Origin of the sequence: Mesorhizobium loti (assembly GCA_014189435.1) — a bacterium.
GTDB lineage: Bacteria > Pseudomonadota > Alphaproteobacteria > Rhizobiales > Rhizobiaceae > Mesorhizobium > Mesorhizobium loti_G.
This window is the reverse complement of record CP050293.1, coordinates 1,446,597-1,459,238: the sequence shown is the minus strand read 5'-3', so window position 1 is coordinate 1,459,238 and position 12,642 is coordinate 1,446,597. Positions and strand designations below refer to the sequence as shown.

Here is a 12,642-nt window from a genome sequence, read left to right as displayed (position 1 = left end):
CAGCGTCCAGCTTGCGTGAGGATTTCCCCTCCTGCCAGCAATGCCTGGCCGGGCATTTTGGTTGCAATCGGCGCACAACATTCCGCATCCGCATCGCCGGGGGGCCTTTCCCGATGGTGCCCGGCCGTCCGTTTCGGCAATGCCTCAGCGGCCGTAGATGCCGATATCGTCGAGCCGCGGCAAGCCGATGATCGCTTCGCCCTTGGCCGTCCCGCCGGCCTGCTTCTTTAGCGCCGCGTCGAGTTTTTTGCCGCCGTCCCCGTTCGGGTCGATGGTCGCATCGACGAGGCCGTCGAGCGAGATGCCGAGCTTGTCCAGCCCGAGCTTCTTTTCGATCGCCATGATGGCTTGCGCCGAGCCTGGCTTCGCCTTCAACGCCTCGACGGCCCGCTTGAGGTCGGCGCCATAGGAAGCCACCGACGCATAATCGCTCAGTTTGATGCCGAATTCCTCGCCCAGCCTTTCGATCAGCTTGATCTTCGCCGCGGTCGGATCGATCCTGGTCACGCTGAACATGGCATCGGATATTTTTGCACGCGCCTGCGTAAAGGGCGAACCGGTGCCGGAGCCGGCATGGCCAGACACGCCGAGATCGGCGAGACCGCTATCGCCCGGTCCGGCCAACGTGCGGGACTGCTGCAGGATCAGCAAGGCTGTGGTGTTGACTGGAGGTATCGACATGCCCGGGCTTCCTGGCCGGTCGCGTTCCACATCGAACGGCGCGCCGGGGATTCAAGCCAGGGCATCATGCCCGCGCGATCATGTTTGACAAAACTGGGTAGAAATTTTCTTAACGCAATCCACCTTCCGCCGTTCTGGGTCGGCCAGTGTCGGCGTCGCCAGGCGGAGCAACGGGCACTGGATCGGCCGAAGGCTCCCTTTGCGGGCAATCCTCGTAGCTGTGGTCGCGGCCGCCGCAGAACGAACAGCACATGGCTTCGCGATCCCCGTTTCCGGGCCACCATTGCGGCGTTTCGTAGGGCTTCCTGCTGTCCATTCCCAGCAATGCGCGACGCGCCATTTGGTTGCGCTGCAAAAAAACGCCCAGCCGGCTGTTGCGGAACCACCGGCCGGGATGCGAGTTTTTGCGTGACACGCTCACTTGAGAGAACAGCCATGCCCATCCGCCGAATTGCCTTGATGACGGCAGCGATCCTGCTTGCCGCGACCAGCCTGGCCGACGCCCGGCCCGATACCCGCACGATGACTTGCGACCAACTGCGGCAACTGATCCAGAGCCATCGCGCCGTGGTGCTGACCACCGGCCCCAACACCTATGACCGCTATGTCAGGCAGTTCGGCAACGAATGCGACTGGCCGGAGGTACCGATGTCGGCCTATGTGCCGACCCGTGACGGCCACTGCCCGGTCTACCGCTGCGAGGAACCGGTCAACAACTTTCCGAACTGATGTCGCTTGCCGCCAGCCTTTGCCGCCGCACTGCGTTGATCCCGGCGCGCGAACCGGCTAGGGGTGTGGGCGCACTTGCATCTTCCCGCTTCGTCTAATGGTAGGACAGCGCCCTTTGAAGGCGTGAATCGTGGTTCGAGCCCATGAGCGGGAACCAGCAATGTTGGACGACATAGAAGTCTGGACAGCGTCAGAAAAAATTGGACTTGAGTGTGGGCCGAGAACTGCCAGTCCGCTATCCGGACTAATTTCCGACAAGCAGCCGTTTCGTTGACGACTCAAAGCGGACACCGCCCGGAGCTGATTGCCACGCGCAGGTTTTTCCTGGCGAAGATAAGTGAGCCGCATCTAAGATGCGACAGCCGGAAACTGCCACCACATCAGTTATCGCCATGCTAACTACCGAAAAAGAAGCCGTCCACTTGTTGTTCTCGCACGGGCCGAAATATCTCGTCCGCAGTAACCTTTTCCATAATTGGATCGCGGTTCCATGGCTCATCAACGAGACACCAATCGATCATAACATCGCCATCCAAATAGGAAACTTGTACGCCTACACCTGTCTTCGCTTGTGAAAGGTACTTCCCTGCTGTTGTGAGGAATTGAAGATATCCGCCTCGTTTTTCCCTGTCAGCGTTTCCAGCAGGAATGTCAGGGTGGAGCGCGGAAAACACAAAGCTAGTGTCGGTGCCCTCGTAGTAAAACCGGTATGGTTGCAGGAACTGCCCCGTCCTCGAGGCTACCAGGCACCTGTCTAGGCGCTCCTTCGCAGCCTTCCAAGCAGCCCGCGGCACTCGTGCAAATTCAACCATAATCTTGGCATACTCGTTGATGCGGTCATCCACTTCGATGTGATCCGCGAGGTTGCCGAGGATTGATGAAAGATTGTAGCTGTCGATATCGTCCATCAGTCTCGTTAACGCGGTGTGCGAAGTCGGTGTGGGGACAAGCTGCGCCAGTGTATATGCTGCGATTATATCGTCTTCAGTGACGCGTATTTTGTGCCCCGCCAGCTTCAGAAGCGAGGCTTGTCGATAATCTAGGTACCGACGGATTTCCTCCGGTGCAATGAGGATATTTAGAGCACGGTCGTAGTTATCCTGATCGAAAATATGGATGAAACCGACTGATTGGCTCTCCTTGTATTGAACTCCCCGACTTTCGGCAGGGAGAGCTCGTCCACTCTTATAGATGACTACTTTCTTCACTTCACGGAGGTTGGCTTTCCGAAGCTCGAAGCTCTGATTGCGAATGTTTGAAACTGGAATCGAACCGCGCTCATCCAAAAATCGCATCGAATCTTTGATCTGCTTGATAGCGGTCTTCATTACTTTGTTGTTGAACCACCGCCGTTCCGCCTCTGGATCCTCAGTTTCGGCAACCCTCTCTTTCATTTGTATGATGATCGCGACGTCGCCGAACCAGACAACATTGTCAGCCAATTCGGCCTCACCACCGGCGACGCGAAGCTTCAACTGAGTGAAGGTAAACTCCTTCCAGAAAGTGGTACCGTTTTGCTGTCCGATAAATTCTTCCAGAGTCATTCCACGGCCCTTATGACCGACTGTGCAGCCGGTATCTGTTTGAAAATGTAGCAATGCAAACTATCAAAATAAAATTGGATGACCGCTGTGGGCCGGAAGCCGACAGTCCGCTTCCAGGTTGCGAATGCGGAAAGCTGCCGCACTAGGATAGCTACAATTCTATGATTTCATGAACCTGCTGCTCTTGGTTCCGAGCCGTATTGCTGGCTCCACAACCCCAAAAGCTTTTGATTGTCGGATAGCCAGAAATTGCCATCAGGCATCACTGCGGTGTGGATGGTGTCGTTCACTGGATGCGCAACGTCGGGAGCGACCCATGAAAACAGCCTCGCCGCAACTAGACGATCTGCAAATGCCTTGAGATCAAGCCTCGACTTCGCCGCTGCTTGCCGCAAGGTCTGTTCATTGAGATCCAGTCCGCCAAGGCTCATGGCCATGCCGAAGATTACGTACTCTTCAAGCGTGACGGCAACAGGCTCCCACTGATCGGCCGGTGTGTCCGCGAGCTGCTTCTTGCTCAACGTGCTATAGTGGAACATCCAACCCTGGACTGATCCGTTTATTACGACTTCACCAGTTAGGAGCGGTGCGATGACCTCTTTTGTCAGGCTGTCATCGACAGGAAACTGTGCGTTGAACTCGTTCCCGAGGCGCGTCCAGATCAGTTCGAGCAGCAGTGCGAAAGGCGCTGTGCGGGTGGAGCCGAATAAGTTCCAGCGTTCGTCATCTCCGACCGGGGAGACGAAAGGGTGGCCGTTCATCTTGAGGATCGCGTTCTTGCGGCAGATAATGAGGTTAGGAAGTAGCGCGGGCCCCGCCATACCTCCAGGCGCGTCCCGCAGGGCGTCCAGGAAGCCTTTTCGAAGGCCTGTCTCGTCTGCGTAACCGTTATAGCCGAAGACAATCCTGACGGGTGACAACTGCTCGTGGGCAATGGTCCGCAAGATCTCTCCCCCGACCCCTTGGAAGTCATCTAGCTCTCCGGGCGATGGAAAGCGCCCCATGAGACGTGCGAACGCGTCCTTGGACGGGCCGAGTTTCACCTGCTTTCGTTTTGAGGCCATCAGCTCCTTCTGCTGGAGCGAGATCACGCGCATCTTTTCGATGCTATCGACAAGCTGGTTTCCAAAGAGGTTTTTTTGACCTCGAATACGGCAAGAACGTCTTCGATGGGCCAAATCCACTGATCGGTCTTAGGTATTCGTTGCCCTTTCTCTCCCATTACCAGCATAGCATCGGTCTGATGGCCGAGTTTTCCATCGACACCGAGCACAAAGCCGTCCACCAGGCGAACGTTGAGCTCGCCTGGTATGGCCCGCTCAAGAAGCTCTCTGGTCAGGCCCTCGTACATATCGCCGATCGTCGGACCATGCGTCACGGACTGTTCGGCGAGGATGGCAGCTTCTTTTTCCTGAAGCTTCTCGAGAAATTCAGTGAAGGACGTGATCATAAGGACTCGGTAACCTCCGTTGCGAAGTGCCCACCTCAAGGCTCGCTAAGCGCCGACATCAGTCGACCTTCTGGATGCCGAAATGCATACTCTAGCTGCTACTCTTATGCATTTTCAAGGCAGCCCGCATCAGGTTCGAGAAGCTCTCTGATGACCGAACTGCCGCTATGATTTCATCCTCAAAGTCGCGATCTTGCGGCTCAGGCGTGGGCGTCGCTTCAAGGAAAGCTTGAAGTTTCGGCAGCATTTTAGCAGATATCGGCACTTTTTCGCGGAGAATCTTCGAAATATGGCCCTGCTTGACGTCCAGCCGTTCGCCTAGCTGAGCCTGCGTCATTCCGAGCTCGAGCCTGCGGTTCTCCACACGTTTGAGAAGTCTGGCGTTCTTGCGATACATATGCATTGCATATATGATGCTTAACATGAGTTCCAGAGCCGAGCAATTCAAGCACTACTCTCCGGAAGATGAGATCATGCCCGGCGTTCGGTACGGGCTGAGCGGGTGGGTGCCGACACCAGCATTCTGGGTGGCGATGGCCGATCTCGAAGGCGACGACGCTGAGGACTACGTAAGTCCGAAAGGCACGCCCCTAGCCGAGGATCTCGCCTTCTGCCTACTTGGCGGATACGGCGTGAAGATGGAACTCAATCAGGCCGCGTGGGATCACCTTTTTGACGCCGGGGTCTTTGCAGCTGATCCGGTGCCATCTCGTGATGAAATAGAACGCTTGTTGAGCATGCCGCTGTCCGTCAACGGACGCCTGCAGAAATATCGTTACCCGCGGCAACGAGCCGATCGGCTCAATGTCGCTCTCAATTCAATTCGCCTACGGCCCCCCCTCGGACAGACGACCCGCTGATCTTTCGGAGGGAACTGATGGAGTTGCCAGGGATAGGTCCAAAGACCGCATCCTGGATCGTGCGGAATTGGCTCGGCAGTGATGAGGTCGCTATTCTCGATGTCCATGTTCTGCGTGCGGGCACAACTATCGGATTGTTCCCGCAAAAGTACCGACTGCCTCAGGACTACGAGGCATTGGAACGGCGCTTTCTGGATTTCGCTCGAATCTTGAAAATCCGCGCATCACTGCTCGATGCAATTATGTGGCGGGAAATGCGAATACTTCACAGCTAGGCATTTCTTACGCCTCGATCTGCCGCGTATTGTTCCAATGGGAGGCTGATTCGATGGCAGGTAAGAGTCCTAAACCTCAGGCGCAACACGGCTCTGAGCGAACACCTATTCCCAAAGTGAAAAAGCCTGGGTCCGGCAGCGGAGGTGGTGGTGATACGCCCGAAGAAGGCAGCGATCCTTGCGGCATCCTGATTGAGGCAGACCTTGAAAGCGTGAGAGCCGACGTTCTCGCTACCGTACGGGTTGGTGACACTCTTCGCGTGGAAATTTTCGAACGCGGTGGCATCCCGAGCGCCGTCTGCCGGACCGCCGATCGTTCACCTGTTGGCTCGCTGTCCGCCCTTGAGGGACTTACCCAACTAATCCGCTGTCTCCGCAACGGCGTGAATTATGTGGTTACGATTACAGAGTTGGAAGCTGGTCGTTGCCATGTTCGCGGCACTCGCGTCCCATGATCGTAGCCGGAGGCGTATATCGCGAGGAATGCATTTGGCCGTATTGGTCCCGAATCTACGGATCTGCGGGACGTGCCGCTGCGGCCATTTCAGTCCTTTCACCTGACAGCCGTCTTGTCGCCTATGCATGCCGCGGCTGGGCTGACGACGTAAGACAGTCGATGCAGCAGTTCGGCGTGACACCGGACTTGACCGAAATCAACGAAGATATCGGATTCCACTATCTCCATCCGCTATCAGCGGCAGAACTCGTTGGTGCCTCGGAAAGACGGAATCCGGCGCTCCAAGCCGATGGAGATGTTGTGCTTCGCTTTGGTATGGTCGAGGGCGATGCCATCGTGAACGCCAAGCGCGCGATCTATGACCCCCAGAACCCCTACGATGTGCTGCGTTTCCGAGAGAATGGTTCAACAGCTGGCAGCCTAGCTATCGTATTGAACGAGGTCGAGTTGGAGGTAAGCGTCGGTATCCAGGGAAAGGACGGCGCACGTGCTTTGATGTCAATGACCGGCGCCAGCGCCGTGGTCGTGAAGATGGGACCCGCCGGCGCCCTGGCGGTCGATGATCGGATCAATACCAGCATCCCGGCCTATGCTTCGGAAGCTGTTTTCAAGATTGGGTCAGGGGACATCTTTAGCGCCGTCTTTGCCCACGTCTGGGGAGAATTGCACCAGGACGCTGCTTCTGCAGCAAGAGCAGCTTCTCAGGCGGTTGCGAGATACGCTGCTTCGCGAAGCGTCCAGGTCTCGCTGGACGGTCTCGAACAACTCACCCCCATCGCTCGCACGAACCCTGAGGGGCGCATTTACATCGCAGCACCTTTCTTCACTCTTCCTCAGCGTTGGCTGGTCGAAGAGATTCGTCGATGTATTCATATGCTCGGTGCCAATAGCTTCTCACCAATTCATGATGTCGGATCCCATGGCACGCCGGCCTTCATCGCGAGCGAAGATCTGGGAGGTTTGAAGGACTGCACGGCTGTGCTTGCTGTTGTAGACGGCGAAGATGCGGGAACGCTCTTCGAGGTCGGGTACGCTCACCGGCTTGGAATTCCTGTCATTGCGTTGGCGGAATCTCCGAGGCCGGAAAGCTTGACGATGCTGGAAGGAACTGGGTGCCGTGTGACGGCCGACTTCACCACTGCTGTCTACGAAGCGGTCTGGCAGGCGGCGCGATGAAAGCTTTGCTGTTTTCTGGCGGACTCGATTCATCGGCAATAGCCTGGTGGCTGAAGCCCGATCTCTGCGTAACCATCGACTATGGCCAGCGCTCGGCTGGCGGTGAAATGGCCGCGTCAACCGCAATTTGCGAAATCATCGGCCTCAAGCATCGCGCCATAAAGATCGACCTGTCAGCGTTGGGCTCTGGGTCGATGGCGGGCAAGGCTGTTGCTACCGGCGCCTCGGCGGCGGAGTTCTGGCCGTTTCGCAACCAGATGCTGGTGACCATCGCCGCCATGAAGTTGATGCCAGAGGGTGTGAACGAAATCATGCTCGGCTCCGTATCGACGGACAGGCATGCTGACGGGAAAGCTCCTTTCCTGCGAGGTCTGGATAAGACGATGTCCGTTCAGGAGGGAGCCGTGCGCTTGACTGCGCCAGCTCGAAAGATGTCGACTGTGACGCTGCTGACGACGTCGGCTTTTCCTTACAGTCTCATCGGCCTGACGTTCTCATGCCACGTTCACGAATTTGCCTGCGGTCAATGCAGCGGCTGCACCAAACATCGTGAATGTGTCGAGCGTGCCTATGGCCGCTCTGGCGGGAGGGCCTGATGGCGGGATTTTCGCCAAGGCATATTCAAAGAGCACCGGGCGGCGCTGCGCCTACCAAGGTCGGAGACGGTTGCGACTTGGAGTTTCGTCTGGATCTCGTCGGGATCCGCACAGAAGTGACGTCCCTTCTTGCTGTTGGGGAAATCTTGACGGTCCGACTTGTGGAGCACGGAACGGCGCGAAGCATCGTCTGCACGAACCTCACCGGTGAAGTTGCGGGAACATTGGCTGCATTCCGGGGTCTTGCGCAATTGATTGGGTGCATGGACGCGGGCGCTGCCTATATTGCGGCCGTCGAGCAATCTTCAGCCACTCGCTGCGCAGTTCAGGTGACCCGCCAATGATCGTCGCGGGTGGCACCTACGGAGAACGATGCATATATCCGAACTGGGACCGCATTTTCGGATCCGGTCTACGAGCCGCTGTTGCTGCCAGTGGTCTTTCTGACAGCGTGACGCTGCACACCTATGTTCCGGACGAGTGGCGTGATGATGTTGAAGCGACACTATCAGCCTTCGGCATTAAGGGAGAAATCAAGCCGAGCTCCGACCCTATTACGTTCAAGTACCTCGACAGTCTTGAAAAGTCGCTCATCCCCACACCGCCAGAAAAACTCGAACCGACGCTCGACGTCGAGGGAGATGTTGTTCTCCGGTTTGGGATGATGGAGGGCGAGGCCAGAGTCAAAGGCGACCGTGTCGTCTACGACCCTCAATCCGCGGGCGTTGCCTTCACCGGCAACGGGTCTTCTGCGCGGATACTCGCGATGATCATCGCCCAAGGCGAGTTGCTGCGTCTGGTGGCGGGGCTTCGTGGCCAGCATCCCGCGACAGCTGCGGAGATTAAGTTACGGGATGCCATCGTCGCGGTGCAGGATTCGCCATCTCCTCCACAGATCATCGTGGTAAAAGATGGCTTTGGTGGATTGACCGTCTTTTTGGGCGACGAGCCCACTATTATCCCTAGCTATGCTTCTGAGAGCTATTTCCGCATAGGTGCTGGCGATGTCATTGCGACAGCGTTTGCGCATGCTTGGGGTGAGCTCGACATGGAGCCGATTTCTGCGGCGGAATATGCAGCACGGTCTGCCGCCTATTTTGTCGAGGACGCGCGACTGCCACTTATACCGCCGGCACTTCTCGGCATGCGAACGCTTTCCCGCGATCATGGCCAGAATTTGAGGATCTTGGGGTTCGGCGACTATGAGGTCCGATCCCTGGTTTTACGAACCGAGAACTGGATCTGGGAGTTGCAGGGCTCGATTGAGCAGGTTGTGCTGGATGAGCAAGATCTGGCTTTCAACCCACGTCCAATTGATCTCGTTATCATAGGTTCCCGGTCGACACCCACAAAGGTTGAGGAGATCGCGCGGTTAGCTGGAACGCCTGCAGTCGTTTTCTGGCCTGGGGGCGAATGTGAGCAGATTCAACATCTGTTCCCACGATCCATCATTTCCCGCGACTACCCATCCGCCTTGTATCACGCAATGAGAAGAACCGTCCCGTGAAGTCGCCGTCCGTCCGAAATCTTGGCCCGCGCCAGGCCTATCGCGCCTCTTCTGAGGGTATTGACCGACAGAAGTTGGAGGATTTGGTTCGCGAAGCGCAGCGGCACTGGATGCGTTTCATGGAGTACATCGATCAAAAGACACACACGCGTTGGGTGTTTCGCGGCTGCGGCTCGGACATGCACAAATTTATCCCTTCGGTTGGGCGACCTCCGGCCATCTACAGCCCGTTGAATGAGGAGCGGGTCTTCCGCGCGTTCCAACGAGCGGCGGTGCCATTCATGACCACGCCTCTTGCCGGCGATTGGGACTGGCTCGCGGTCGCGCAACATCACGGTCTGCCCACACGTCTCCTCGATTGGTCGTCTAACCCTCTCGTGGCTTGCTTCTTCGCGGTTTCAAGCGGTGACCAAAAGGATGATGCCGTGGTGCACGGCTACAGCATTTCCGAAGGAGAGATCGTCGATCCGTTGAAGGACACAAACCCTTTCGAGATCGATCGAGTGCTCTTCCTCGTTCCTAGCCGGTCAGCGTCGCGAATCGTCAACCAGCGGGGCCTCTTCTCTGTTCACAACGAACCCGACAAGCCTTGGTTGGCGAAGGGAGCAGAGAGCTTCATCATCCCGGCCAACATGCGCGCGAGGTTCAGACGTCGGCTGTTCAAGCTCGGCATGGACCATAGCCACATCTATCCCGACCTTCCGGGCCTGTGCGATACGCTCAAGTGGCGCTACGAGGCGGGTATAGGCATTGGCACGCCGATGATTGGATAACGCGAATGGACAACCAGGAACGTCAACTGAAGCAGCAACGGGTTGCTCTGGCAGTGCAGGATATGGAGCCGAACGAAACTGAGGCATGGGCCGATCTCGCTCTTTTGTCGTCGAATACCCGCGTGGACACGGTAGAGACATTTGAAAGGGAGGTCCGGATCGATGGTGCCCAGTTCTCGGGTCCAATCACCTGGTACGTTGTCCTGCAGTATGGCGCGCGCGATGGCGACGACGGCCTGACGACGTCTGAAAGCTTTCCGGGCACTTTCGAGGGGCATTTTGACGGGGAAACGCCGATTGTGGATCGGATGACCGTCGATACGTCTTCGTTCTACGCGTGACCATGACCTGATGCTCGGATCAACTCCAATCGCGCCACGGCGGCCAAACGCTCTTTCCCAAGCCGACGCGCTACATCCAACGTTGCGTATGCTTTATAACCACCTGCGAACGCATCCGCAAAATTCACGATAATTGAGCAAGAGGGGTATCATGGCCGATTATCAGATAAAAATTGAAAGCTGCAACAGCATAGATTGCGCAGATATCGTTATCAAGAAAGGCAGCCTAAACATAAAGTACGGCCCTAATGGATTAGGAAAGAGCACAATCGCCAAAGCAATAGTGAGTCAAGCTCGTAACGACGGAACTCTTCAGAATCTAGTGCCCTTCAAAGGTCGGGGTAAGGTTGGATCTGGCCAGCCGAAGGTAAGTGGTATCGATGGAATCACATCGGCTCTCGTATTTGATGAAGAATACGTCAATCAATTTGCGTTTCAGCAGGACGAAGTCGTAAAAAACAGTTTTGATATATTTATCAAAACCCCAGAGTATTCCAACACAATGCTTGAGATTGAGGCTCTATTTGCAGGTATCAAAAAGGCATTTTCAGACAATGCCGAAATAGAGCAGACAACAAAAGACCTCAAGGAGCTTCGTGACGCTTTCGGTAAAACCAATGCGGACGGCTCAATTCCAAAATCGAGTAAACTCCTCAAAGCTTATGGCTCGGGTAACAAAATTGAAAACATACCGGAAGCGCTTAAGCCCTTTGAATCGTTCATCAAAAGTCAGGACCCATCGAAGTGGATCGGTTGGCAGATCAAAGGCAACGAGTTCTTAAAGCTTGGGGATACATGCCCATACTGCTCAACAGCCTTGCCCGAGGGGCCTCTAAAAGACATCCCCCTGGCCGTCGCCAAAGAGTATGACGCAACCGCGATTGGCCATCTCAACACCCTCAAGGCTGTGATTGAACGTCTCGGGAAATATTTCAGCGCCAAATGCCAAGAAAATCTTGAAAAGATCACCAAAGCCAAGCTCGAACTAACAGCTCCGGAGAAAAGTTTTCTGAGCGGTCTCAAAACGGACATTGAAGCGCTCATCGTGAAGCTCGAAGGGCTTCGAACAATCTCGTTCTTCTCCTTGCGGGACGTTGACGAGATCGGCGACAAAATACAGCTTCTTAAAATTGACCTCGGCATGATCGACAAGCTAGAATCCGTCGAAACTCGCAATGTGACTGACCCGATTAACGCGCAGCTCGAAGCGCTGATGAAGCAGGTTGGCGCCTTGAAAGGCAGCGTTAGCAAGCACAAATCAAAGATTAAAAAGGCAATCGAAGAGAATCAGGATAGTATTAACAGCTTTCTTAAGTCAGCCGGATATAAATACTCGGTGGTTATTATTCCAGAACCAGACTCATATAAAATGAAGCTGCTACACAAAGATCTTGTCGACCATATCGATGCAGTTTCTAAGCATCTCAGCTACGGCGAAAAGAACGCATTTGCGCTAGTCCTTTTCATGCATCAGGTCCTCAGCGAAAATCCTGATATTATCGTTCTTGACGACCCTATATCGTCCTTCGATAAAAACAAGAAGTTCGCAATTCTGTATGAACTTTTCCGGGGCAAGGCAAGTCTGCGAGATCGCACGACACTCATGCTAACACACGATATCGAGCCAGCAATCGATGTGATCAAGAGCACGGCTAAGGTGTTTCAAGGGTCTCACCCCTCTGCGACATTCCTGTCATCGAGGAATGGAAAGGTAACAGAGGTGGAGATTAAGTCTGGTGACATTCACACGTTCGCAAGAATTTGTACGGAGATACTGGCCACTCATGATGACGCGTTGATTAAGGCAATATATTTGCGGCGTTACTATGAAATAACGGACAACATGAGTCTGGAGTACAATCTTCTCGCAAGCTTGTTTAAGAAGCGACCGACACCAACCATCCAATCTGCGACTGAGACCCGCGATATGACGGTGGCCGAGAAAGCCCAGGCCGAATCAAATATTAAGATGCGTATCGCGGAGTTCGATTACGATTTGCTGTTGGGCGTAGCGGGCGATGATAAAGCCATGAAAGACAAGTTCTTTGCGACTGATGTTGGATACGAGAAAATTCAGCTGTTTCGCATCATAAGGGGAAAACATGAGGACGACATCATAACGAAATTCATCAATGAATCCTATCATATTGAAAATGAGTATGTGATGCAGCTCAATCCTCACAAATTCGAGAGTGTACCTGAGTATGTTGTTGATGAGTGCACGAGGCTACTCAACATCGCATAGAATCTCCG

General features: G+C 55.1%; 13 protein-coding genes, 1 tRNA gene and 1 pseudogene. 10 read left to right on the top strand and 5 right to left on the bottom strand.

The features are described from left to right. Positions 1–144: 144 nt before the first annotated feature. Positions 145–681, bottom strand: a complete 537-nt coding sequence (locus HB777_07065) for a hypothetical protein (protein QND63681.1) — start codon at positions 679–681, stop codon at positions 145–147. Between the two features lie 435 nt (positions 682–1,116). Between HB777_07065 and HB777_07060 the strand changes: the two genes are divergently transcribed. Both HB777_07060 and HB777_07055 read left to right on the top strand, forming a co-directional pair. Continuing rightward, positions 1,117–1,410 (top strand): hypothetical protein, encoded by a 294-nt coding sequence (locus HB777_07060; GenBank protein QND63680.1) that lies wholly within the window; start codon positions 1,117–1,119, stop codon positions 1,408–1,410. Between the two features lie 83 nt (positions 1,411–1,493). Then, positions 1,494–1,567, top strand: a tRNA-Gln gene (locus tag HB777_07055). Positions 1,568–1,805: 238 nt separating this feature from the next. Here HB777_07055 and HB777_07050 read toward each other — a convergent pair. From HB777_07050 to HB777_07035, 4 genes are all read right to left on the bottom strand, one after another. After that, positions 1,806–2,954 carry a hypothetical protein gene (locus HB777_07050; GenBank protein QND63679.1) on the bottom strand — a complete coding sequence of 383 codons (1,149 nt, stop codon included), beginning with the start codon at positions 2,952–2,954 and terminating at the stop codon, positions 1,806–1,808. Positions 2,955–3,121: 167 nt separating this feature from the next. Beyond that, positions 3,122–4,051 (bottom strand): hypothetical protein, encoded by a 930-nt coding sequence (locus HB777_07045; GenBank protein QND63678.1) that lies wholly within the window; start codon positions 4,049–4,051, stop codon positions 3,122–3,124. Next, positions 4,042–4,404 (bottom strand): hypothetical protein, encoded by a 363-nt coding sequence (locus tag HB777_07040; GenBank protein ID QND63677.1) that lies wholly within the window; start codon positions 4,402–4,404, stop codon positions 4,042–4,044. The genes HB777_07045 and HB777_07040 overlap by 10 nt, the downstream gene beginning before the upstream one ends. A 91-nt stretch (positions 4,405–4,495) precedes the next feature. Next, on the bottom strand, positions 4,496–4,801 hold the full coding sequence (locus HB777_07035; GenBank protein ID QND63676.1) for a helix-turn-helix transcriptional regulator: 306 nt from the start codon (positions 4,799–4,801) through the stop codon (positions 4,496–4,498). Positions 4,802–4,817: 16 nt separating this feature from the next. Between HB777_07035 and HB777_07030 the strand changes: the two are divergent. The 8 genes and pseudogenes from HB777_07030 (at position 4,818) to HB777_06995 (ending at position 12,634) form a co-directional block, all read left to right on the top strand. Next, positions 4,818–5,539 (top strand): annotated as a pseudogene (locus tag HB777_07030) (hypothetical protein). Between the two features lie 451 nt (positions 5,540–5,990). Then, the gene (locus HB777_07025) at positions 5,991–7,172 is read left to right on the top strand and encodes a nucleoside 2-deoxyribosyltransferase (protein QND63675.1); all 1,182 of its coding nucleotides are present in this window, start codon (positions 5,991–5,993) and stop codon (positions 7,170–7,172) included. Next, a complete protein-coding gene (locus HB777_07020) occupies positions 7,169–7,768 on the top strand; it encodes a 7-cyano-7-deazaguanine synthase (GenBank protein ID QND63674.1) in 600 nt (199 codons plus the stop codon). The genes HB777_07025 and HB777_07020 overlap by 4 nt, the downstream gene beginning before the upstream one ends. Next, positions 7,768–8,112, top strand: a complete 345-nt coding sequence (locus HB777_07015) for a hypothetical protein (protein QND63673.1) — start codon at positions 7,768–7,770, stop codon at positions 8,110–8,112. Before HB777_07020 ends, HB777_07015 begins: the two co-directional genes overlap by 1 nt. After that, positions 8,109–9,275: a hypothetical protein gene (locus HB777_07010; GenBank protein ID QND63672.1), complete on the top strand. Its 1,167-nt coding sequence runs from the start codon at positions 8,109–8,111 to the stop codon at positions 9,273–9,275. The genes HB777_07015 and HB777_07010 overlap by 4 nt, the downstream gene beginning before the upstream one ends. Positions 9,276–9,385: 110 nt before the next feature. After that, on the top strand, positions 9,386–10,048 hold the full coding sequence (locus HB777_07005) for an FRG domain-containing protein (GenBank protein ID QND68697.1): 663 nt from the start codon (positions 9,386–9,388) through the stop codon (positions 10,046–10,048). A gap of 5 nt (positions 10,049–10,053) precedes the next feature. After that, positions 10,054–10,389, top strand: coding sequence for a hypothetical protein (locus tag HB777_07000; GenBank protein ID QND63671.1), 336 nt, complete (start codon positions 10,054–10,056; stop codon positions 10,387–10,389). 151 nt (positions 10,390–10,540) lie between these two features. Next, positions 10,541–12,634 carry an AAA family ATPase gene (locus HB777_06995; GenBank protein ID QND63670.1) on the top strand — a complete coding sequence of 698 codons (2,094 nt, stop codon included), beginning with the start codon at positions 10,541–10,543 and terminating at the stop codon, positions 12,632–12,634. Positions 12,635–12,642: the final 8 nt, after the last annotated feature.

What these genes read in the sequence shown, in the direction of transcription:
- HB777_07000 (QND63671.1), top strand. Translation starts at nt 10,054, where the DNA reads ATGGACAACCAGGAACGTCAACTGAAGCAGCAACGGGTTGCTCTGGCA.
- HB777_07045 (QND63678.1), bottom strand. Translation starts at nt 4,051, where the DNA reads ATGCGCGTGATCTCGCTCCAGCAGAAGGAGCTGATGGCCTCAAAACGA.
- HB777_07025 (QND63675.1), top strand. Translation starts at nt 5,991, where the DNA reads ATGATCGTAGCCGGAGGCGTATATCGCGAGGAATGCATTTGGCCGTAT.
- HB777_06995 (QND63670.1), top strand. Translation starts at nt 10,541, where the DNA reads ATGGCCGATTATCAGATAAAAATTGAAAGCTGCAACAGCATAGATTGC.
- HB777_07010 (QND63672.1), top strand. Translation starts at nt 8,109, where the DNA reads ATGATCGTCGCGGGTGGCACCTACGGAGAACGATGCATATATCCGAAC.
- HB777_07065 (QND63681.1), bottom strand. Translation starts at nt 681, where the DNA reads ATGTCGATACCTCCAGTCAACACCACAGCCTTGCTGATCCTGCAGCAG.
- HB777_07040 (QND63677.1), bottom strand. Translation starts at nt 4,404, where the DNA reads ATGATCACGTCCTTCACTGAATTTCTCGAGAAGCTTCAGGAAAAAGAA.
- HB777_07015 (QND63673.1), top strand. Translation starts at nt 7,768, where the DNA reads ATGGCGGGATTTTCGCCAAGGCATATTCAAAGAGCACCGGGCGGCGCT.
- HB777_07020 (QND63674.1), top strand. Translation starts at nt 7,169, where the DNA reads ATGAAAGCTTTGCTGTTTTCTGGCGGACTCGATTCATCGGCAATAGCC.
- HB777_07060 (QND63680.1), top strand. Translation starts at nt 1,117, where the DNA reads ATGCCCATCCGCCGAATTGCCTTGATGACGGCAGCGATCCTGCTTGCC.
- HB777_07035 (QND63676.1), bottom strand. Translation starts at nt 4,801, where the DNA reads ATGTATCGCAAGAACGCCAGACTTCTCAAACGTGTGGAGAACCGCAGG.
- HB777_07005 (QND68697.1), top strand. Translation starts at nt 9,386, where the DNA reads ATGCGTTTCATGGAGTACATCGATCAAAAGACACACACGCGTTGGGTG.
- HB777_07050 (QND63679.1), bottom strand. Translation starts at nt 2,954, where the DNA reads ATGACTCTGGAAGAATTTATCGGACAGCAAAACGGTACCACTTTCTGG.